Source organism: Pseudomonas sp. PDM10, from assembly GCF_014852295.1.
Classification (GTDB): domain Bacteria; phylum Pseudomonadota; class Gammaproteobacteria; order Pseudomonadales; family Pseudomonadaceae; genus Aquipseudomonas.
Genome location: NZ_JACVBJ010000003.1, coordinates 1 through 18820, shown reverse-complemented (window position 1 = coordinate 18820; position 18820 = coordinate 1). Strand labels below are relative to the sequence as shown.

The window sequence follows — 18820 nt, the reverse complement described above, 5'->3', positions numbered from 1 at the left end:
GCAAAAAAGATCGCAGCCCGCTGAGGCTGCGATCTTTTATCGGGGATTGCGATAACCCGCTATCAGCTGACCAATGTTGCATCCAGACTGATTTTCGCATTCAGCACTTTGGAAACCGGGCAGCCTTCTTTGGCTTTATTGCTCAGTTCCTCAAATTGAGCCTGAGTCGCCCCAGGAATCTTCGCTTTGAGGATCAGTTTCACTGCTGTGATCGCGAATCCGCCGTCCACCTGGTCCAGGGTGACTTCGGCATTGGTATCGATGCTGTCAGCCTTGAGACCGGCATCGCCGAGAATCATCGAAAACGCCATGGAGAAGCAGCCCGCGTGCGCTGCGCCGATCAACTCTTCCGGATTGGTGCCCTTGCCGCCCTCGAAGCGAGCCTTGAAGCCGTAGGGCGCTTCTCTGAGGACACCGGTTTCCGTGGAAATCGAGCCGATGCCGGTTTTCAGATCACCTTCCCAATGAGCCGATGCTTTCTTTGTGATAGCCATGAATGCCTCCTCAAGATCCGGCGCGAAGCGTCGCGCCTTTGTGGTTTTCGGTTGCTAGGGTTCTGAGGATAGACCGCGCCGCAAAGTTCACCTCATCTGATCTTTCTTCAAATCAGGTAGGAATTTTGCCCCTGCTATTGAAACTCGGGTATATGCCCTCATTGCATGAATCACGCTTATAGATTCGGCAGGTTTTCGTTTGTAAGAAAAACCTGCGCCCTCAATTGGAGAAGCAGGCTTATGAAACGACTGTCCGATATCAAGTTCTCGACCCTCGATCTGGTGCCCGTGCGGGAGAACGGCAGCGCGGCCCAGTCGCTGCGCAATTCCCTGGACCTGGCGCAGCACGTCGAAAAATTCGGCTACAACCGTTTCTGGGTTGCCGAACACCACAACATGGACGGCATTGCCAGTTCGGCGACTTCGGTACTGCTTGGCTACCTGGCGGGCGGCACCTCGACTATTCGTGTTGGCTCGGGCGGAGTGATGCTGCCAAACCACGCGCCGCTGGTGATCGCCGAGCAGTTCGGCACGCTCGAAAGTCTGTACCCGGGCCGGATCGACCTGGGCCTGGGCCGTGCCCCCGGTTCCGATCAGATGACCGCCCGCGCCTTGCGTCGTGAACGCTCCGCAAGCGCCGACGATTTCCCGGAAGACGTGGCGGAACTGATGCGCTACCTCGGCCCGCGCACCCCGGACCAACGGATCATCGCAATGCCAGGCACCGGCACCAATGTCCCGGTCTGGCTGCTGGGCTCCAGCTTGTTCAGTGCACAACTGGCGGGTGAACGCGGATTGCCCTACGCCTTCGCTTCACATTTCGCACCGCGCTTCATGCATGAGGCCATTCGCGTCTACCGCAATCACTTCAAGCCTTCAGCGGTTTTGGATAAGCCCTACGTGATGCTCGGTGTGCCGTTGGTGGCTGCCGACACCGACGAGCAGGCCGATTATCTGGCGACCTCGGTCTATCAGCGCATCCTGGCGTTGATGCGTGGCCAGAGCCTGGTGCAACGTCCACCGGTAAAAACCATGGACGGCCTGTGGCTGCCTCATGAAAAAGAAGCCGTCGGCGATTTCCTTGGCCTGGCGATGGTTGGCAGTGCGCAGAAAATCCGCGCCAAACTGGAAGTGCTGATCGAGCAGACCCAGGCAGACGAGCTGATTTTTACCTGCGACCTGTACGAACATACCGATCGCGTGCACTCCTATGAGCTGTTGGCCCAGGTCATGAAGGGCTGACGCTCAAACCGCGAGCCCAAAAAAGCCGACGTCATTGCGTCGGTTTTTTCATTTTCGAGGGAGATCAGCCCTGCTTGTAGACGATTTGCTTGGAGCCTTTTTCACAGGTGCCGACGACTTTCCCACCGGCAGCAGTGCCTTTATCAACGATTTCCAGTGAATAATTAGCAATGCCCTTGGCATCAAGTTTCGCTGTGATTTCGGCTTTCAACTCTTCGCACGACTTGCCCTGAGCCAGGGCTGTTCCCGCAAAAATCAACAAACCTACCGCTAAAATAAAATGCTTCATCGGGTCGCATTCCCTGGTCGGATCAATAGGGGGCACCCAGCAATCAGCCGGATGTAAATATGTAGCGCTTTGCCATTCCCTATGGCGCTCGGCCAGCGCGCAGGCTCAGAAGATTAGCTTAAACTCAGCTACTGGCAATCCGGAACCCGACTTTGAGCGTCACCTGAAAGTGCGCTGCCTTACCGTCCTTGATGTGCCCGCGGGTTTCGGTCACTTCAAACCATTCCATATATTTGAGGCTTTTGCTGGCCTCGGCCAGTGCATTATTGATGGCGTCTTCAATGCTGCTGGTGGACGAACCGACGAGTTCGACTTTCTTGTAGGTGTGATGGTCAGTCATGGCGTTCTCCTCAGGGTGTGAAATACAGCCTAGCAGTGATTTTTCGTATTACTTCTGTCGCCAATCCGAAGTGGACGTTCAGATTTACTGCACTTTCTCGAACCCCTGAAGTCCCAACCAACACACGCAACTCAATCAATGCAGGAGAGCCACCATGGCCAACACCTCTTTACGTAAAGCCTCATTGCAAAGCATGGAAGCCGAAATCGAGAGTCTGCTGAAGTCTTTGGAAAACCTGAAGGACGACGCCTCGGACGAGTCGCGTAAAACCCTTAAAGCCTTGAAAAGCAACGCCGAGAACGCGCTGAAGCATTCGCGCCACCTGCTCAGCGATGCGTATGAAGAAGTCAAAGTCAAAACCCGTGAAACCGGGATTGCCACGCGGGACTACGCCCAGGAACACCCTTGGACGACAGCGGGTGTGGCTGTCGGTGCATTGGGTCTGCTCGCGGCTTATCTGCTGTTCAAACGCGGTGACTAATCCGTCTGGCGCAGCTCGTTTTTGAGCCACTGCGCCAGTTGCCGAGCGCGCCCGTCCGCGGCGCGCTTGGGTAGCCACAACGCCAGTTGCGCCGGGGTTTCACTGAAGCCCCAAGGCGCAACCAGGCGACCAGCCTTCAAGTCCTCGGCCACCAGCGGTTCGGGCGCAATCGCCACACCCAGGCCGGCCACTGCGGCCTCCAGCAAATAATACAAATGCTCGAAACCCTGTCCGTACTTCAATGCTTTGGCGTCGAGGTCACTTTGCTGTGCCCAGCTTGGCCAGGCCTGCGGGCGTGAGGTGGTGTGCAGCAATGGCTCGCTCAGCAGCGCTGCGGCTGGTGCGTTTTGCAGACGTTCGTAGCCGGCGAATCGTGGGCTCATGACCGGGCCGATCCGTTCGCTCGCCAACTCATAGACTTGCATGTCCGCTGGCCACGGTGGCTCGGCAAACACCAGCAAGGCGTCCAGTCCCGGGCGACGTGGATCAAGATCACCCTCGCCAGCCGACAGGTGCAGGCGCAGGTCCGGCAGGTCGGTGTTCAATCGTCCCAACCTCGGAATAAACCAGCGTGCCAACAAGCTGCCCGAGCAACCCAGTACGAACGGTGCATCGGCGGTGCTTTGGGTCAGCTCTGCACAAACAGTCCGTAAACGCTCGAACGCCTCCCCGCTGGCATCGCGCAAACGAATGCCTGCATCTGTGAGTTTAAGGCCGCGTCCGTCCTTGATGAACAGGCTTACGCCCAAGTGTTCTTCAAGCACCTTGAGTTGCCGGCTGACCGCACCATGGGTGACGTGCAGCAGTTCGGCGGCCTTGCTGACGCTGTTCAGGCGGGCAGTCGCTTCGAAGGCCCGAAGGGCGTTCAACGGGGGAAGGTCATGGCTCATGATATCTGTGAGTTTTCCTGACAGGTTGTGGCGATCTTATCGGTTTTCAGGCTGCGGCGTCAGGGGTAGAGTTAGCCCACTCTCTCTTCAAAAGCCTCATTCCACGCATTCAACTGGAGCGACCCATGACCCAGACTAATCTGCGCAACGGCCCCGACGCCAACGGCCTGTTTGGCGCGTTCGGTGGCCGTTACGTCGCCGAAACCCTGATGCCGTTGATCCTCGATCTGGCCCGTGAATACGAATTGGCCAAGGATGATCCTGCATTCAAAGAAGAATTGGCCTACTTCCAGCGCGACTACGTGGGTCGTCCAAGCCCACTGTATTTTGCCGAACGTCTGACAGAGTTCTGCGGCGGCGCGAAGATTTACCTCAAGCGCGAAGAGCTGAACCACACCGGCGCGCACAAGATCAATAACTGCATCGGCCAGATCCTGCTGGCGCGACGCATGGGCAAGAAACGCATCATCGCCGAGACCGGCGCTGGCATGCACGGCGTGGCGACCGCCACCGTGGCTGCACGTTTCGGCCTTGATTGCGTGATCTACATGGGCACCACTGACATCGAACGTCAGCAGGCCAACGTATTTCGCATGAAGCTGCTGGGCGCCGAAGTGATCCCGGTCGTGGCCGGTACCGGCACCCTGAAAGACGCGATGAACGAAGCCCTGCGTGACTGGGTGACCAACGTCGACAGCACCTTCTACCTGATCGGCACTGTGGCCGGCCCGCACCCTTATCCGGCGATGGTTCGTGACTTCCAGTCCGTTATCGGCAAAGAAACCCGTACTCAATTGCAAGACCAGGAAGGCCGTCTGCCGGACAGCCTGGTGGCGTGCATCGGTGGTGGTTCCAACGCCATGGGCCTGTTTCACCCGTTCCTCGACGACAAGAGTGTCGAGATTATCGGCGTTGAAGCGGCAGGTTACGGCATCGAAACCGGTAAACACGCGGCCAGCCTGAACGGCGGCGTACCGGGCGTACTGCACGGCAACCGTACCTTCCTGCTGCAGGATGACGATGGCCAGATCATCGACGCTCACTCGATCTCTGCCGGCCTCGACTATCCAGGCATCGGCCCGGAACACGCCTGGTTGCATGACATCGGTCGCGTTCAATACACCTCGGTAACCGACGACGAAGCCCTCGACGCATTCCACAAATGCTGCCGCCTGGAAGGGATTATTCCTGCACTGGAAAGCGCCCATGCCCTGGCCGAAGTGTTCAAGCGCGCACCGACCCTGCCAAAAGATCACCTGATGGTGGTCAACCTGTCCGGTCGTGGCGACAAAGACATGCAAACCGTGATGCACCACATGGAACACTCTCAACAAGAGCAATCGAAGCAGGAGAAACACTGATGAGCCGCCTGCAAACGCGTTTTGCCGAACTCAAGGAACAGAATCGTGCCGCCCTGGTGACCTTCGTGACCGCTGGCGACCCGAGCTATGACACCTCGCTGGCGATTCTCAAAGGCTTGCCCGGTGCGGGTGCCGACGTGATCGAGTTGGGCATGCCCTTCACCGATCCAATGGCCGATGGCCCGGCAATCCAGTTGGCCAACATCCGCGCCCTCGGCGCCAAGCAGAACCTGGCGAAAACCCTGCAAATGGTTCGCGAGTTCCGTGAAGGCAATACCGAGACGCCGCTGGTGCTGATGGGTTACTTCAACCCGATTCACATGTATGGCGTGCCGCGTTTCATTGCTGACGCCAAAGAAGCCGGCGTTGACGGCTTGATCGTGGTCGACCTGCCGCCCGAGCATAATGGCGAACTGTGCGACCCGGCCCAGGCTGCCGGTCTGGACTTCATCCGTCTGACCACCCCGACGACCGATGATGTGCGCCTGCCGACCGTCCTGAACGGCAGCTCGGGCTTCGTCTATTACGTGTCTGTCGCCGGTGTGACCGGTGCGGGCGCGGCGACGCTGGAACACGTTGAAGAAGCGGTTGCGCGTCTGCGCCGCCACACCGATTTGCCGATCAGCATCGGTTTCGGCATTCGTACACCGGAGCAAGCGGCGTCCATCGCGCGTCTGGCTGATGGCGTGGTGGTGGGGTCGGCGTTGATCGATCACATCGCCAATGCGTCGACGCCGAATCAGGCAGTTGATGGCGTGTTGAGCCTTTGCTCGGCGCTGGCAGACGGTGTGCGTAAAGCCCGCGTCAGCTGAAGGTAAAGTTCCTGATACAGAGGAATTAGAGCCTCGCGGTACAGACTAAACAGCAAGACCGAGGGCTTCAGGACTACGTTCTGAAGCCCTTTTTGCTGGCTGCGCCAGCTGCTACAAGTCCTGCGGAGTTTCTATCAGGGCAGCTCCAATCCACCCGACGCTTTGTGCAGCTTTCTCAGATGCTCGCCCACCTGTTTCACGTTGGCTTCATTGGCGGCTATCTCAGCCGCACGACTCGGTTCGAGCAGCGCTCTCACCTCTTTGTCCAGATCGCCTGTCAGTGCCTGAAGCTGTTTCTGCCGCAGGCTGCTTTCCGATTCCAGGCGCTGCCACTCACTCGGCTGCGGCAATCCATAACCACCGGTGCCGAGCAGCTCCGCCGGACGGCTGAGGAAGCCGCTGTTGGCAAGAATTTGCTGCAAAGTTGCGTTGGCCTTGTCCATGCTGCCGTTCTTCAATTCCCGGGCGCCCAGATAGCGCTGCTTTACTTCGTCCTGGGCCAGCACCAATTGTTGGCGGAAGGCTGCTTGCTCCAATAACAGCAAGGCTGCGCTGGTGCGCAAATCGGCTTGATCGATCCATTGCCGACGCTCTTCAGCTTTCAATGCGAGCCAGTCTTCGACCTTTTCCTGCTTGATCGGCAAGTGCTTCTTCAGCACTTCGAACATCGCTTGATAACGATCGCGGAAGGAGTCGAAACGATACCCCAGGCGAAGCGCTTCGCGGGGATCATCCAGCACGCTGGTGTCCGCCAGTCCGCGGCCCTTGAGCACTTCCAGCAAACCGTTGGGCATGATGCTGTCCAACCCGACCAGTTTTGTATTGTTGGTGCTGCTACGCAGTAACTTCAGGCCCTCTACAGCGCAGTTATTGGACAGGAAGAAGTAGTTGCCGTCGTAACTCCAGTGCATTTCGGCGGCATGTTCCACCACGTCTTCGATCTCGCTGCGCGACAAGTTCAGCGGCACCGAGGCCAGGCTGCGCAGTTCGGTCTTGGTGTATTCGTCGATTACCTGGGCCAGCGGCAGGACAAACAGGCGTGATGGATATTTGCCCACCAATCCGTCCCAGCTCGACAGCTGTACGTCACCGACGAAGGCGCGGTAGGACAACACCAGGTGCTGATCCAGGTCCAGTCGACAATCCGGCCCGCGGGGGCGGCCGGGTGCGCAGATCACCAGCCGCAACATGCTGTGACCCCAGCGGCTGACCCAGTTCTGGTTGGCTTCTGCCAGCAGATAGTCGACGGCGTAGACCCGTTCCGGATCGACCTGGCCCAGTGGTGTTTTGGCGAAATCATTGCCAGCATTGAGGAAGGAGAAGGTTTTGCCGCAGGTGTCTTTAGCGGCGGGCGCCCAGCCGAAATGTTCTTTGTAGTAGCGGTACAACGCAGGACGGCGACAGGCATAGGAGGGGTCGAGAAGGAAATATTCCATGTTGACCGCGACGAATTCTTTGGGGCTGCTCGTCTCGTAAATGTCCGGGCTGCGGGCAATTTGCCGGTTGTACTGTTCGCGTTCGCCACGACGGCCGACATACTGTGGCCAGCCGGCGAGGTCGAGCAGGTGCGGGTCGTCGCTGAGCGTGAAGCGTCGGTCTGACTGGCCGCGGCATTGATCCGGGATACCAACCAGCCCTGAACTGCTGTTGCGCCGGGTGCAGCGTTGAATCAGCCTGCGCTCCGCGTCTGGCCAGAGGCGCGAGCGGTCATAAATGTGGGTGAGCTCGTGCAACACCGTGGCAAGCATTTCGCGGCGCACGGTGCCATGGGGACGATAAGTCTTTTTGGTCGCGGCGCTGCCGTCAGTGAGGCTGGCAAGCAGGTTGCGGTTCAGGTCGAGCTCGGACACCAGCGACGCCTGGCCGTAAGCGTTGCTCGGCATGTCATCGGTCCAGCCGACGTCGATGCGTCGGTCGAGCTGCTCGATGAACCGCGGTGGCAGCGCCTGCATGGCTTCATCGAGCAGCGCCTGACTGGCCTGCTGTTGAGCGGGGCTGAGGCCTTCGGTTTTAAGCCTTAATTGCAAGTCAGCCTGGGCCGTGTTGCCGAGCAGCAACATGACCCCGGCCAACAGCCAGGCGCCTGGCGACCTCACAGTGCGAGGATGGCTTCGGCGAGAACCTGATCACTGGCGTCGCGGGCTTCCGGTACGCGGGTGCGCAACGTGTTGAAGGCCGCTTCCAGGTGCGCGCCACGAATATCGCCATCGCTGGCGACGAAACTGGCTGCATCGTCATGAGCTTCACGGACGATCTTCGAGTCACGGATGGACGTCGTGGTATCGGAAGTGAAATCAAGGGTGCGCCGGGTGGCGTTGATGAGAATGTTACTGGTGGCTACCAGGGTTTGCGCCTGGGCCACATCGGCCAGCAACAACAGGCCTAGGGTGGCAGCAATCAGTGGGCTACGCATGGAACGACTCCGCAAGAACAAGGATAACTATTGGACGAGAATTGCCTGCGCCAGTTCAAGGTCGCTTGCATGAAGTTTTGGCTGGGTGCGGCGCAGATAATTCAGGGCGGACTCCAATTGTGCTCCTCGCAGTTGGCCGTCACTGGCGATGAACGCCGCAGCGTCATCATGTGCCGCGACTAGCAGCTTACGGTCGAAGGGGGCGGAGGTCACCATGCTTGTGGCGTAGCCGGTAGCCACGATGCCTTGTGTAGACAGATTGAAGGCGTCATAGGCATGGACCGAGCCCACCCAGCAGGCTGCCACGAAAAGCGGAGAGATCAGCAGACTTGAAAGAAAACGCATGAGACTCGATAGCTGAAGGCAAGTCGCAAGGCTAGCGCAACGCCCGGTCTAGAGCCAGCGCCGAAACATTGGGACACGACGGGCGTGTCCCACGTCAGTGATGACGCTTAGATAGTCAGTATGGCTTGCGCCAGTTGTGCGTCAGTCGCGTTCAGCTGAGGTGCCTGGTGACGAATATGGTCGAGTGCGCTTTCCAGTTTCACGCCGCGAATCGCGCCTTCACTGGCCACAAAGCTGGCGGCGTCGTCACGGGCGGCGCGTACGATTTTGTCATCACGAAAGGACGAAGTGACATCGGAGGTCGCATCGGACGTGGCCTTGAGCGCGTTGACGACGGTATCGGTGGTTACGATAAAGCTGGTGGCGTGGGAATTGGCGGCCACGGCAAGCAGGGCTGCAGCGCTGAGCAGACGAAGACGGGACATGGTGAAACTCCTTTGGAAACCGATTGAGAGGTGGCGCAGTGTCTGTTGAGTCAGACGCCTATCATGCAGCGTTCGCCACGTTTCATCTGGATATTAGGCCTATGAGTATCGGTTCGCACAGTCCCGTCTGTTCAAGCAGGAAGTTAACGCCAGAATGGTTTATCCATTTCGTTGAGACGATCCGCGTGGCTGATGTTCAGGTCCGAGAGTTGCCGGTCATCAAGTTGGCCCAGTAAACGCCGGGTTCGGGCCCTTTCCAGGTTGTTGGCAGCGCCCCTCAGCAATCTACGAAACCAAAGGAAACGAGGTGTTGATTGAGGCGTGGAAACGGAAACATCCAGTAAATGATTCATGGCGCGGTCCTTTTGCTGGCAGTTCGGGATTTCATGGTGATCCCGTCCGCTCTGCCGCAACAGACACACTGCATTGAAATTGTACTGGCTCAGTTTTGTAAATAGTAAAACTGTACCTGTTGCGCTGAGTCTCTACTGTATGACCCATGTTTAGGGTCCAAAACGACAAAGCCCGTCGTGGTTTCCCACGACGGGCTTTGTTTTTTCAATTTGGAGTGCTGGCGGTGGACCCGGTGGGTCAGAGCCAGCGACGCTAACTTAGCGCCAGAACGGCTTGCTCAGCTCTTCGTAGCGTTGTGCTTCGCTAATCCCTGCGTCAGCCAGCAGACGCGAATCCAGACGAGCCAGTTGATGGCGGCTGGAGATGCGGCGCTGCCACAGCATCAGGTTGGCGAGAACGCGAAAAGGCGTGGAAGCCTGGGTTTTTACAGCGTTGTCTTCGAAAAACAGCTCGGAACTGAGTGTACGTTCCATGGTTGACATCCTTCCGCTTATGGCGGGATTAGGTAGTGGTTTAACTGATGCCAATGATCCTCTCGTTTGGCCAGTCTCTCTAGATACAGTTCACCTGTATTGTGAGGTACCAGTTAACTGTTAAAGGGTGGTGTACTGGTCTAAATTGAGGCAACTGTACTTCTCTGCACCAATATCGTGCGTTTTTGCTTGATTGACTCGGAAAGGTAGGCAATTACGGTAGGAAAAGACCGGTACAGCAGTACAGTTTTATTCAGGATTTGATCTGGCAACGGCAAGCTGACGAAACTGTGTTTGCGTCAGCTGCCATCTGTACCAATTACACCGCGAGCATTCGCCCGGTTTCTTCCAGGTTGATGTGCCAGCTCAGGGCATCGCGCAGGATATGCGGCGTGTGACCGCCGAGAGCACAGGCGGCTGTGAAGTAGTCATCCAGGGCTTGGCGATAGTCCGGGTGCACGCAGTTATCGATGATGACCCGAGCACGCTCTCGCGGCGCCAGGCCCCGCAAGTCCGCCAGACCGATCTCGGTGACAAGGATGTCGACGTCATGCTCAGTGTGATCAACGTGGCTGACCATCGGCACCACACTGGAAATCGCACCGCCCTTGGCGATCGACTTGGTCACGAAGATCGCCAAATGCGCGTTGCGCGCAAAGTCGCCCGAGCCGCCGATGCCATTCATCATCCGCGTGCCGCAGATGTGGGTGGAGTTGACGTTGCCGTACAAGTCGAACTCAAGCGCCGTGTTGATGCCGATGATGCCGAGCCGGCGCACCACTTCCGGGTGGTTGGAAATTTCTTGTGGGCGCAGGACCAGTTTGTCCTTGTAGCGCTCAAGGTTGCCGAAAACATCGGTATTGCGACGGCTCGACAAGGTGATTGAACTGCCCGAAGCAAAGCTCAGCTTGCCGGCGTCGATCAGGTCGAAGGTCGAGTCCTGAAGCACTTCGGAGTACATCGTCAGGTCTTCGAACGGCGAGTCGATCAGACCGCACATCACCGAGTTGGCGATGTTGCCGATCCCGGCCTGCAGCGGGCCGAGCTTGTTGGTCATGCGCCCCGCAGCCACTTCCTGCTTGAAGAAGTCGATCAGGTGGTCGGCAATGGCCTGGGTATCAACGTCCGGCGGCAGCACGGTGGACGGCGAGTCAGACTGATTGGTGATCACGATAGCGACGATCTTTTCCGGCGGAATCGGGATGGCGGTGCTGCCAATGCGATCGTCGACCTTTACCAGCGGAATTGGTGTGCGGGTCGGCCGATAGGTCGGGATATAGATGTCGTGCAGACCTTCGAGATTCGGGTTGTGCGCGAGGTTGATCTCGACGATCACCTGTTTGGCAAAAATCGCGAAGCTGGCCGAGTTACCCACCGACGTGGTCGGCACGATATGGCCCTGCTCGGTGATCGCCACGGCTTCAATCACCGCGATGTCCGGCAGCTTGAGTTGCTGATTGCGCAGCGACTCCACGGTTTCCGACAGATGCTGGTCAATGAACATCACTTCGCCGGCATTAATAGCCTTGCGCAGGGTGCTGTCGACCTGGAAGGGCATGCGTCGTGACAATACGCCAGCTTCGGTGAGCTGTTTATCAAGGTCGTTGCCCAGGCTCGCGCCGGTCATCAGGGTGATTTTCAGCGGGGTGATTTTGGCGCGCTCGGCCAATGCGTGGGGCACGGCTTTGGCTTCGCCGGCGCGAGTGAAACCACTCATGCCGACGGTCATGCCGTCCTCAATCAGAGCGGCGGCGTCAGCAGCGCACATCACTTTATCCAACAACGAAGGCAAGCGAATACGGTCACGGTACATGGATTGTTATCTCGGGCAACGAAAGCAAGGAGTGCAGTCTAGTGATTTCAAAAAAAATCCTCCCGCTACCATGGTCGAATGCAGAGCCCTGATTTAGAGCCTTTGGTCGGTTTTTGGCGGGCAATAAAAAACCCCAGCCTACTAAAGGCTGAGGTTTTGGGTATTGCGCTGGAGCAGGTTTTACTCGACAGCTTTGACCATGTCTTCGATGACTTTCTTGGCGTCGCCGAAGACCATCATGGTTTTGTCGAGGTAGAACAGTTCGTTGTCCAGACCGGCATAGCCGCTGGCCATCGAGCGCTTGTTGACGATGATGGTCTTGGCCTTGAACGCTTCGAGAATCGGCATGCCGGCAATTGGCGATTTCGGATCGTTCTTCGCGGCCGGGTTGACCACGTCATTGGCGCCCAACACCAGCACCACATCGGCCTGGCCAAACTCGGAGTTGATGTCTTCCATCTCGAACACCTGGTCGTAAGGCACTTCGGCCTCGGCCAGCAATACGTTCATGTGGCCAGGCATACGACCGGCGACCGGGTGGATCGCGTACTTCACGGTCACGCCGCGATGGGTCAGCTTCTCGGTCAGCTCTTTCAGCGCGTGCTGCGCCCGCGCTACCGCCAGGCCGTAGCCCGGAACGATGATCACGGTGTCGGCGTTGGTCAGCAGGAAAGTCGCGTCATCAGCCGAACCGGATTTCACCGGGCGGGCTTCTTTCGAGCCAGCAGGGCCGGCCGCGTCCGCCGTATTGCCGAAACCGCCGAGCAGCACATTAAAGAAGGAGCGGTTCATCGCTTTGCACATGATGTACGAGAGGATCGCACCGCTTGAGCCCACCAGCGAACCGGCGATGATCAGCATCGAGTTGTTCAGCGAGAAGCCGATGCCCGCCGCTGCCCAGCCGGAGTAGCTGTTGAGCATCGACACAACTACTGGCATGTCTGCGCCGCCGATCGGGATGATGATCAGCACGCCCAGCACGAAGGCCAGGGCCAGCATCAGCGCGAAGGCGTTCAGGTTGCCGGTCAGCATGAAGGTCACGCCGAGGCCCAGTGTCGCCAGGCCCAGCAACAGGTTCAACTTGTGCTGACCGCTGAACTGTACGGGTGCGCCCTGGAACAGGCGGAACTTGTACTTGCCCGACAGCTTGCCGAACGCGATTACCGAACCGGAGAAGGTGATTGCACCGATGGCCGCGCCGAGGAACAGCTCCAGGCGGTTACCGGCAGGAATGGAATCACCCAGTTGCTTGACGATGCCCAGCGATTGCGGTTCAACGACAGCAGCGATGGCAATGAACACCGCGGCCATACCGATCATGCTGTGCATGAAGGCGACCAGTTCCGGCATTTTGGTCATTTCAACGCGCTTGGCCATGATCGAGCCGGCGGTGCCGCCGACCAGCAGGCCAACGATGACGTAACCGATCCCGGCAGTCGCGAGCTCTGCGCCCAGCTTATAGACGAGGCCCACGGTGGTGAGGATCGCCAGCGCCATGCCGAGCATGCCGTACACATTGCCGCGCCGCGACGTGGTCGGGTGCGACAGGCCTTTCAGGGCCTGGATGAAGCAGATCGACGCGATCAAGTAGAGCGTCGTTACAAGATTCATGCTCATTACTTAGGCGCCTCTTCTTTTACTGCTTTTGGGGCTTTTTTCTTGAACATCTCAAGCATCCTGCGGGTCACCAGGAAGCCACCAAATACGTTCACCGCTGCCAGAGCTACCGCCAGGGTGCCCATGGTTTTGCCCAGAGGTGTGACGGTCAATGCCGCGGCCAGCATGGCGCCAACGATCACGATCGCCGAGATCGCGTTGGTCACCGCCATCAAAGGCGTGTGCAGTGCAGGTGTAACGTTCCAGACCACGTGATAACCGACATAAATCGCCAGCACGAAGATGATCAGGTTGTAGATACCGGGGGAGATAAGCTCTTCCATCGTCTGAATCCCTGCTTAGGCGTTTTTGCGGATGACTTGGCCGTCGCGGCACATCAGGCACGCGGCGACGATGTCGTCTTCGAGGTTGATCTCGAACTGGCCTTCTTTGTTGAAGACCAGCTTCAGGAAGTCCAGCAGGTTGCGTGCGTACAGTGCCGAAGCGTCTGCCGCGACTGCGCCGGCCAGGTTGGTCGGGCCGCAAATGATCACGCCATTCTCGACCACAACCTGGTCAGCCACGGTCAGCGGGCAGTTGCCGCCCTGGGCTGCCGCGAGGTCGATGACCACCGAGCCCGGCTTCATCTGCGCCACGGTTTCCGCGCTCAACAGCGTCGGTGCCTTGCGGCCCGGGATCAGTGCTGTGGTAATGACAATGTCAGCCTGTTTGGCGCGCTCGTGCACGGCCAGGGCCTGACGTTGCATCCAGCTGGCGGGCATTGGTCGTGCGTAACCGCCGACACCAACGGCGCATTCGCGCTCTTCATCGGTCTCGTAAGGCACGTCGACGAACTTGGCGCCGAGGGATTCGATCTGCTCTTTTACCGCAGGACGTACGTCAGACGCTTCGATCACTGCACCCAGACGTTTCGCCGTAGCGATCGCCTGCAAACCGGCCACGCCAGCCCCGAGAATCAGCACGCGCGCCGCTTTCACGGTACCCGCAGCGGTCATCAGCATCGGCATGAAGCGAGGATAGTGGTGAGCGGCCAGCAACACGGCTTTATAGCCGGCGATGTTGGCTTGGGAGGACAGCACATCCAGGCTCTGAGCACGGGAGGTACGCGGCGCGGCTTCCAGCGCAAACGCGGTAATGCCGCACTCAGCCAGCTTGGCAATGGTTTCATTGCTGAACGGGTTGAGCATGCCCACCACAACGGTGCCGCTCTTTATGAGCGTCAGCTCGCTGTCGCTGGGGGCGACTACCTTGAGAATCAGCTCGGCACCAAACGCATCGTTGGCGCTGCCAATAATTGCGCCTGCCGCTTCATAGGCACTGTCGACAACACTGGCGTTAATGCCGGCGCCGCTTTGCACAGTGACCTTATGCCCCTGGCCGATCAGCTTCTTGATGGTTTCCGGGGTTGCAGCAACCCGTGTTTCACCCGTCTGGGTTTCGAGAGGAACACCAATGTGCACGTCAAATCTCCTGCGTGATCTTATTGAGTAAACCCAGGCACTTCGGATGGTGCGGCTGGGGCGGCCGATCAGCACGATCCCGCCAAATCAGGGCGGGGCGCGGCATTTTGCAGGCGAACTTAGTGCCCTTCAAGGGTTTATGACGGGTGACGGAAAATTAACTACAAGTCACCCCGTGACCGAATGTCGCAACTGACCGGTTCAATCCCTTGCAGGCCGTGCCTTGTAAGGATTTTTATAAAAATTGGAGAATTTACGCATCGGTCAGGTGAATGAGTCGTTATTGCTCCGCAATAGAGGCTCAAGGCCACGTTTTCAGGCCCTTGTGGGACGTTTGTACTGCTTGTCGGTACAGTCTTCGAATATGCGACAAATACTTATATCTGTAGTGCTTTGATTTTACTGACTACTGGGTCAGTTAATGGCGTAAAGCCTTTATCCTTCTAGGCTGTAGCTCTGTGCCTGATTGACCAGCCAATCGCGAAACGCCCTTAAAGAGGCAGATTCGACTTTTCGCTCGGGAATCATCAAGTAATACGCCTTGATGCTTGATAGCGCCTGTGTGTTGGCAATGACCAGGCGCTTCTCGGCCAGTTCGCGTTGAATCAGGAACGGCGGAATCAGCGCTATTCCCATGTCGTGCATGGCGGCTTGAGCAAGCATGGAGAATAGCTCGTAGCGCGGCCCTGTCATGTCTCTCGGGATATTTAGGTTTTGAGAGTTGAACCACTGGCGCCAGGCATAAGGGCGGGTGGTCTGCTGCAGCAGGGGCAATTCGGCGATGTCGCCGGGAGACAGGGTTGTCTTTTTTCCCATGAGATTGGGGCTGCACACCGGCATCGGATTTTCGCCCATCAGCCTGTGGGATTCGGTACCTGACCAGTCCGCGTCGCCAAAATAGATCGCGGCGTCGAAGTCGGTATCGGCAAACAGGAAGGGGCGGGTTCGGTTGGTGAGGTTGACCGTCACTTCCGGGTGTTTTTGCTGGAAATCCTTGAGTCTTGGCAGCAGCCATTGAGTGCCGAAGGTTGGAACCACCGCCAGCTCGATCACGTTGGCACCTTGCTGACCCATCACTGACAAGGTGTCCCGTTCAACGGCATCGAGTTGGGTGGCCACCCGGCGGCTGTAGGAAAGACCGGCCTCCGTCAGCTTGACCCCACGTCGCGAGCGTCGGAACAGTTCTACGCTGAGGAACTCCTCAAGGCTGGCGATCTGTCGGCAAATGGCGCCTTGAGTGAGCGAAAGCTCCTGAGCCGCCTTGGTAAAGCTTTCGTGGCGAGCCGCCGCTTCAAAGCTGATCAGGGCCGTTGTGCTGGGGATTTTCCTGCGCATGTACGTCAACCTCACTAATGCATCGCATAAAAGCTATTTTGCGATGTTTCGGAGTGAGAAATTAGCACAACAGTATGCAAAATCCTCGTTTGCCGTAACGCGGAACCCGGCCTAGGATCAGCCCACGTTATTTGACCCGATTCGAGAGGACACACTCATGGGCGGTAAAGCTAGCTTCAACTGGATCGATCCCCTGCTGCTGGATCAACAGCTCACCGAAGAAGAACGCATGATCCGTGACACCGCTGAGCAATTCGCTCAACAGAAGCTCGCGCCGCGTGTTCTCGAAGCTTTCCGCCATGAAAAGACCGACCCGGCGATTTTTCGCGAGATGGGTGAAGTAGGTCTGTTGGGCGCGACTATCCCTGAGCAGTATGGTGGCAGCGGTCTGAATTACGTCAGCTACGGCCTGATCGCCCGTGAAGTCGAACGCGTCGACTCCGGCTATCGTTCGATGATGAGCGTGCAGTCCTCGCTGGTCATGGTGCCGATCAATGAATTCGGTACCGAAGCCCAGAAGCAAAAGTACCTGCCGAAACTGGCCTCGGGTGAATGGATCGGTTGCTTTGGTCTGACCGAACCTGACCACGGCTCCGACCCAGGCGCGATGATTACTCGCGCACGCAAAGTGGAAGGCGGTTACAGCCTGACCGGCAGCAAGATGTGGATCACCAACAGCCCGATCGCTGATGTGTTCGTCGTATGGGGCAAGGACGATGCGGGTGACATCCGTGGCTTCGTTCTGGAGAAGGGCTGGAAAGGCCTGAGCGCTCCGGCGATTCACGGCAAGGTCGGCTTGCGTGCATCCATCACCGGCGAGATCGTCATGGACAACGTGTTTGTCCCTGAAGAAAACATTTTCCCGGATGTGCGCGGTCTGAAAGGTCCGTTCACCTGCCTCAACTCCGCACGCTATGGCATCTCCTGGGGTGCGCTGGGTGCTGCCGAGTTCTGCTGGCATACTGCTCGCCAGTACACTTTGGATCGCAAGCAGTTCGGTCGCCCATTGGCCGCCACTCAGCTGATCCAGAAGAAGCTGGCCGACATGCAGACCGAGATCACCATGGCGCTGCAAGGCTGCCTGCGTCTGGGTCGTATGAAGGACGAGGGTACTGCGGCGGTCGAGATCACTTCGATGATGAAGCGTAACTCTTGCGGCAAGTCCCTGGACATTGCTCGCATGGCGCGCGACATGCTGGGTGGTAACGGTATTTCCGATGAGTTCGGTGTTGCTCGCCACTTGGTCAACCTGGAAGTGGTGAATACCTATGAAGGTACGCACGACGTCCATGCGCTGATCCTCGGTCGTGCGCAGACTGGCATCCAGGCGTTCTATTAATAGGAGAACGGCCATGGGCGCGCTTTCGCATCTACGGGTACTGGATTTATCGCGGGTTCTGGCTGGGCCGTGGGCCGGACAGATCCTTGCTGACCTTGGCGCCGAAGTGATCAAGGTCGAGCGCCCGGGTAATGGCGATGACACGCGCGCCTGGGGGCCTCCCTTCCTTAAAGACGCTTATGGCGAGAACACTAGCGAGGCTGCCTATTACTTGTCGGCCAATCGCAACAAGCAATCGGTCACTATCGACTTCACCCGGCCTGAAGGGCAAAAGCTGGTGCGCGATCTGGCGGCGAAGTCGGACATCCTGATCGAGAACTTCAAGGTCGGCGGGCTGGCGGCCTATGGTTTGGACTATGAGTCTCTAAAGGCGATCAATCCGAATCTGATCTATTGCTCGATTACCGGGTTTGGCCAGACAGGCCCTTACGCCAAGCGCGCGGGTTATGACTTCATGATCCAGGGACTGGGCGGCCTGATGAGTCTGACGGGGCGACCCGAAGGGGATGAAGGTGCCGGGCCGGTAAAAGTCGGCGTGGCGCTGACGGACATTTTGACCGGTCTCTATTCGACTGTGGCGATCCTTGCAGCGCTTGCGCACCGGGATCATGACGGTGGCGGTCAGCATATTGATATGGCGCTGCTGGATGTTCAGGTGGCATGTCTGGCTAACCAGGCAATGAATTACCTGACGACGGGCAATGCTCCGAAGCGCCTGGGTAATGCTCATCCGAATATCGTGCCTTATCAGGACTTTCCTACGGCGGATGGAGACTTCATCCTCACCGTTGGCAATGACGGGCAGTTTCGCAAGTTTGCTGAAGTGGCTGGTCAGCCGCAGTGGGCAGATGATCCACGCTTTGCGACCAACAAGTTGCGGGTGGCGAATCGTGCGGTGTTGATTCCGCTTATTCGCCAGGCGACTGTGTTCAAGACGACTGCTGAGTGGGTGCTGCAGCTGGAGCAAGCAGGTGTGCCGTGCGGGCCGATCAATGATCTGGCTCAGATGTTTGCGGATCCTCAGGTTAAGGCGCGCGGGTTGGCGATCGAGCTGCCCCATGCGCTGGCCGGGATGGTGCCGCAAGTGGCTAGTCCGATTCGCCTGTCCGAAACGCCTGTGGAGTATCGCAACGCACCTCCTCTATTAGGGGAGCATACGCTGGAGGTTTTGCAGCGGGTGTTGGGTCTGGATGCCGGCGTTGTGGCTGCATTCAAAGAGGCCGGGGTGCTCTGAGGTTTTCTTCTATATAGAGGGGAGTGGATTTACTCTCCTATATAGAGAAGAAACGGGCTGTTTTCCGGCGCTCTGCAAGTGTTTGATAGAAAAGCGTAATTAA

Annotated in this window: 21 protein-coding genes; 6 read left to right on the top strand and 15 right to left on the bottom strand. The window is 57.9% G+C overall.

Annotated features, from left to right (window positions below; translation table 11 throughout):
- Window positions 1-62: 62 nt before the first annotated feature.
- A complete protein-coding gene (locus IB252_RS11175) occupies window positions 63-494 on the bottom strand; it encodes an OsmC family protein (RefSeq protein ID WP_008152515.1) in 432 nt (143 codons plus the stop codon).
- Window positions 495-734: 240 nt separating this feature from the next.
- Here IB252_RS11175 and IB252_RS11170 point away from each other — a divergent pair, with 240 nt between their 5' ends.
- Window positions 735-1736, top strand: a complete 1002-nt coding sequence (locus tag IB252_RS11170) for an LLM class flavin-dependent oxidoreductase (protein WP_192408652.1) — start codon at window positions 735-737, stop codon at window positions 1734-1736.
- A gap of 64 nt (window positions 1737-1800) precedes the next feature.
- Here IB252_RS11170 and IB252_RS11165 read toward each other — a convergent pair whose 3' ends face one another.
- Both IB252_RS11165 and IB252_RS11160 read right to left on the bottom strand, forming a co-directional pair.
- Window positions 1801-2025 carry a DUF1161 domain-containing protein gene (locus IB252_RS11165; RefSeq protein ID WP_192408650.1) on the bottom strand — a complete coding sequence of 75 codons (225 nt, stop codon included), beginning with the start codon at window positions 2023-2025 and terminating at the stop codon, window positions 1801-1803.
- Between the two features lie 124 nt (window positions 2026-2149).
- Entirely contained in the window at window positions 2150-2365 is a 216-nt protein-coding gene (locus IB252_RS11160; protein WP_008027736.1) for a dodecin, read from the bottom strand.
- A 154-nt stretch (window positions 2366-2519) separates the two neighbouring features.
- Between IB252_RS11160 and IB252_RS11155 the strand changes: the two genes are divergently transcribed.
- Window positions 2520-2846 carry a DUF883 family protein gene (locus IB252_RS11155; RefSeq protein WP_008152522.1) on the top strand — a complete coding sequence of 109 codons (327 nt, stop codon included), beginning with the start codon at window positions 2520-2522 and terminating at the stop codon, window positions 2844-2846.
- Here IB252_RS11155 and IB252_RS11150 read toward each other — a convergent pair.
- Window positions 2843-3736, bottom strand: coding sequence for a LysR family transcriptional regulator (locus tag IB252_RS11150; protein WP_192408648.1), 894 nt, complete (start codon window positions 3734-3736; stop codon window positions 2843-2845). The genes IB252_RS11155 and IB252_RS11150 overlap by 4 nt on opposite strands.
- A 125-nt stretch (window positions 3737-3861) precedes the next feature.
- On the opposite strand from IB252_RS11150, the gene trpB reads away from it, so the two are divergent.
- Complete coding sequence (gene trpB, locus IB252_RS11145) at window positions 3862-5097, top strand: tryptophan synthase subunit beta (RefSeq protein WP_111448099.1); 1236 nt, start codon at window positions 3862-3864, stop codon at window positions 5095-5097.
- Complete coding sequence (trpA, locus tag IB252_RS11140; RefSeq protein ID WP_192408646.1) at window positions 5097-5909, top strand: tryptophan synthase subunit alpha; 813 nt, start codon at window positions 5097-5099, stop codon at window positions 5907-5909. The genes trpB and trpA overlap by 1 nt, the downstream gene beginning before the upstream one ends.
- 134 nt (window positions 5910-6043) lie before the next feature.
- Here the strand turns inward: trpA and IB252_RS11135 are convergent, their stop codons facing one another.
- The 11 genes from IB252_RS11135 to IB252_RS11085 all read right to left on the bottom strand — a co-directional run bounded on the left by IB252_RS11135 (window position 6044) and on the right by IB252_RS11085 (window position 16144).
- The gene (locus IB252_RS11135) at window positions 6044-8005 is read right to left on the bottom strand and encodes a DUF4105 domain-containing protein (RefSeq protein ID WP_192408644.1); all 1962 of its coding nucleotides are present in this window, start codon (window positions 8003-8005) and stop codon (window positions 6044-6046) included.
- A complete protein-coding gene (locus tag IB252_RS11130; protein WP_008154459.1) occupies window positions 8002-8322 on the bottom strand; it encodes a DUF2388 domain-containing protein in 321 nt (106 codons plus the stop codon). Before IB252_RS11130 ends, IB252_RS11135 begins: the two co-directional genes overlap by 4 nt.
- A gap of 27 nt (window positions 8323-8349) precedes the next feature.
- Complete coding sequence (locus IB252_RS11125) at window positions 8350-8667, bottom strand: DUF2388 domain-containing protein (RefSeq protein ID WP_111448096.1); 318 nt, start codon at window positions 8665-8667, stop codon at window positions 8350-8352.
- Between the two features lie 107 nt (window positions 8668-8774).
- On the bottom strand, window positions 8775-9092 hold the full coding sequence (locus IB252_RS11120) for a DUF2388 domain-containing protein (protein ID WP_129439586.1): 318 nt from the start codon (window positions 9090-9092) through the stop codon (window positions 8775-8777).
- A 143-nt stretch (window positions 9093-9235) separates the two neighbouring features.
- Complete coding sequence (locus tag IB252_RS11115; protein ID WP_192408642.1) at window positions 9236-9445, bottom strand: DUF1127 domain-containing protein; 210 nt, start codon at window positions 9443-9445, stop codon at window positions 9236-9238.
- 258 nt (window positions 9446-9703) lie between these two features.
- Window positions 9704-9919, bottom strand: a complete 216-nt coding sequence (locus tag IB252_RS11110; protein WP_111448093.1) for a DUF1127 domain-containing protein — start codon at window positions 9917-9919, stop codon at window positions 9704-9706.
- Window positions 9920-10238: 319 nt separating this feature from the next.
- Complete coding sequence (locus tag IB252_RS11105) at window positions 10239-11732, bottom strand: acetyl-CoA hydrolase/transferase family protein (protein ID WP_192408640.1); 1494 nt, start codon at window positions 11730-11732, stop codon at window positions 10239-10241.
- A 180-nt stretch (window positions 11733-11912) separates the two neighbouring features.
- On the bottom strand, window positions 11913-13349 hold the full coding sequence (locus IB252_RS11100; protein WP_111448092.1) for an NAD(P)(+) transhydrogenase (Re/Si-specific) subunit beta: 1437 nt from the start codon (window positions 13347-13349) through the stop codon (window positions 11913-11915).
- Window positions 13349-13672 (bottom strand): NAD(P) transhydrogenase subunit alpha, encoded by a 324-nt coding sequence (locus IB252_RS11095; protein WP_003187010.1) that lies wholly within the window; start codon window positions 13670-13672, stop codon window positions 13349-13351. Before IB252_RS11095 ends, IB252_RS11100 begins: the two co-directional genes overlap by 1 nt.
- A gap of 15 nt (window positions 13673-13687) precedes the next feature.
- A complete protein-coding gene (locus IB252_RS11090; protein WP_008154472.1) occupies window positions 13688-14809 on the bottom strand; it encodes a Re/Si-specific NAD(P)(+) transhydrogenase subunit alpha in 1122 nt (373 codons plus the stop codon).
- A 435-nt stretch (window positions 14810-15244) separates the two neighbouring features.
- Window positions 15245-16144, bottom strand: a complete 900-nt coding sequence (locus IB252_RS11085; protein WP_111448091.1) for a LysR family transcriptional regulator — start codon at window positions 16142-16144, stop codon at window positions 15245-15247.
- 157 nt (window positions 16145-16301) lie between these two features.
- Between IB252_RS11085 and IB252_RS11080 the strand changes: the two genes are divergently transcribed.
- Together IB252_RS11080 and IB252_RS11075 are read left to right on the top strand one after the other, a co-directional pair.
- A complete protein-coding gene (locus IB252_RS11080) occupies window positions 16302-17483 on the top strand; it encodes an acyl-CoA dehydrogenase (protein ID WP_008154475.1) in 1182 nt (393 codons plus the stop codon).
- Window positions 17484-17496: 13 nt separating this feature from the next.
- The gene (locus IB252_RS11075; RefSeq protein WP_111448090.1) at window positions 17497-18717 is read left to right on the top strand and encodes a CaiB/BaiF CoA transferase family protein; all 1221 of its coding nucleotides are present in this window, start codon (window positions 17497-17499) and stop codon (window positions 18715-18717) included.
- Window positions 18718-18820: the final 103 nt, after the last annotated feature.

What these genes read in the sequence shown, in the direction of transcription:
- IB252_RS11110 (WP_111448093.1), bottom strand. Translation starts at nt 9,919, where the DNA reads ATGGAACGTACACTCAGTTCCGAGCTGTTTTTCGAAGACAACGCTGTA.
- IB252_RS11100 (WP_111448092.1), bottom strand. Translation starts at nt 13,349, where the DNA reads ATGAGCATGAATCTTGTAACGACGCTCTACTTGATCGCGTCGATCTGC.
- IB252_RS11160 (WP_008027736.1), bottom strand. Translation starts at nt 2,365, where the DNA reads ATGACTGACCATCACACCTACAAGAAAGTCGAACTCGTCGGTTCGTCC.
- IB252_RS11075 (WP_111448090.1), top strand. Translation starts at nt 17,497, where the DNA reads ATGGGCGCGCTTTCGCATCTACGGGTACTGGATTTATCGCGGGTTCTG.
- IB252_RS11175 (WP_008152515.1), bottom strand. Translation starts at nt 494, where the DNA reads ATGGCTATCACAAAGAAAGCATCGGCTCATTGGGAAGGTGATCTGAAA.
- IB252_RS11095 (WP_003187010.1), bottom strand. Translation starts at nt 13,672, where the DNA reads ATGGAAGAGCTTATCTCCCCCGGTATCTACAACCTGATCATCTTCGTG.
- trpB (WP_111448099.1), top strand. Translation starts at nt 3,862, where the DNA reads ATGACCCAGACTAATCTGCGCAACGGCCCCGACGCCAACGGCCTGTTT.
- IB252_RS11155 (WP_008152522.1), top strand. Translation starts at nt 2,520, where the DNA reads ATGGCCAACACCTCTTTACGTAAAGCCTCATTGCAAAGCATGGAAGCC.
- IB252_RS11085 (WP_111448091.1), bottom strand. Translation starts at nt 16,144, where the DNA reads ATGCGCAGGAAAATCCCCAGCACAACGGCCCTGATCAGCTTTGAAGCG.
- IB252_RS11105 (WP_192408640.1), bottom strand. Translation starts at nt 11,732, where the DNA reads ATGTACCGTGACCGTATTCGCTTGCCTTCGTTGTTGGATAAAGTGATG.
- IB252_RS11170 (WP_192408652.1), top strand. Translation starts at nt 735, where the DNA reads ATGAAACGACTGTCCGATATCAAGTTCTCGACCCTCGATCTGGTGCCC.
- IB252_RS11130 (WP_008154459.1), bottom strand. Translation starts at nt 8,322, where the DNA reads ATGCGTAGCCCACTGATTGCTGCCACCCTAGGCCTGTTGTTGCTGGCC.
- IB252_RS11165 (WP_192408650.1), bottom strand. Translation starts at nt 2,025, where the DNA reads ATGAAGCATTTTATTTTAGCGGTAGGTTTGTTGATTTTTGCGGGAACA.
- trpA (WP_192408646.1), top strand. Translation starts at nt 5,097, where the DNA reads ATGAGCCGCCTGCAAACGCGTTTTGCCGAACTCAAGGAACAGAATCGT.
- IB252_RS11080 (WP_008154475.1), top strand. Translation starts at nt 16,302, where the DNA reads ATGGGCGGTAAAGCTAGCTTCAACTGGATCGATCCCCTGCTGCTGGAT.
- IB252_RS11150 (WP_192408648.1), bottom strand. Translation starts at nt 3,736, where the DNA reads ATGAGCCATGACCTTCCCCCGTTGAACGCCCTTCGGGCCTTCGAAGCG.
- IB252_RS11115 (WP_192408642.1), bottom strand. Translation starts at nt 9,445, where the DNA reads ATGAATCATTTACTGGATGTTTCCGTTTCCACGCCTCAATCAACACCT.
- IB252_RS11120 (WP_129439586.1), bottom strand. Translation starts at nt 9,092, where the DNA reads ATGTCCCGTCTTCGTCTGCTCAGCGCTGCAGCCCTGCTTGCCGTGGCC.
- IB252_RS11125 (WP_111448096.1), bottom strand. Translation starts at nt 8,667, where the DNA reads ATGCGTTTTCTTTCAAGTCTGCTGATCTCTCCGCTTTTCGTGGCAGCC.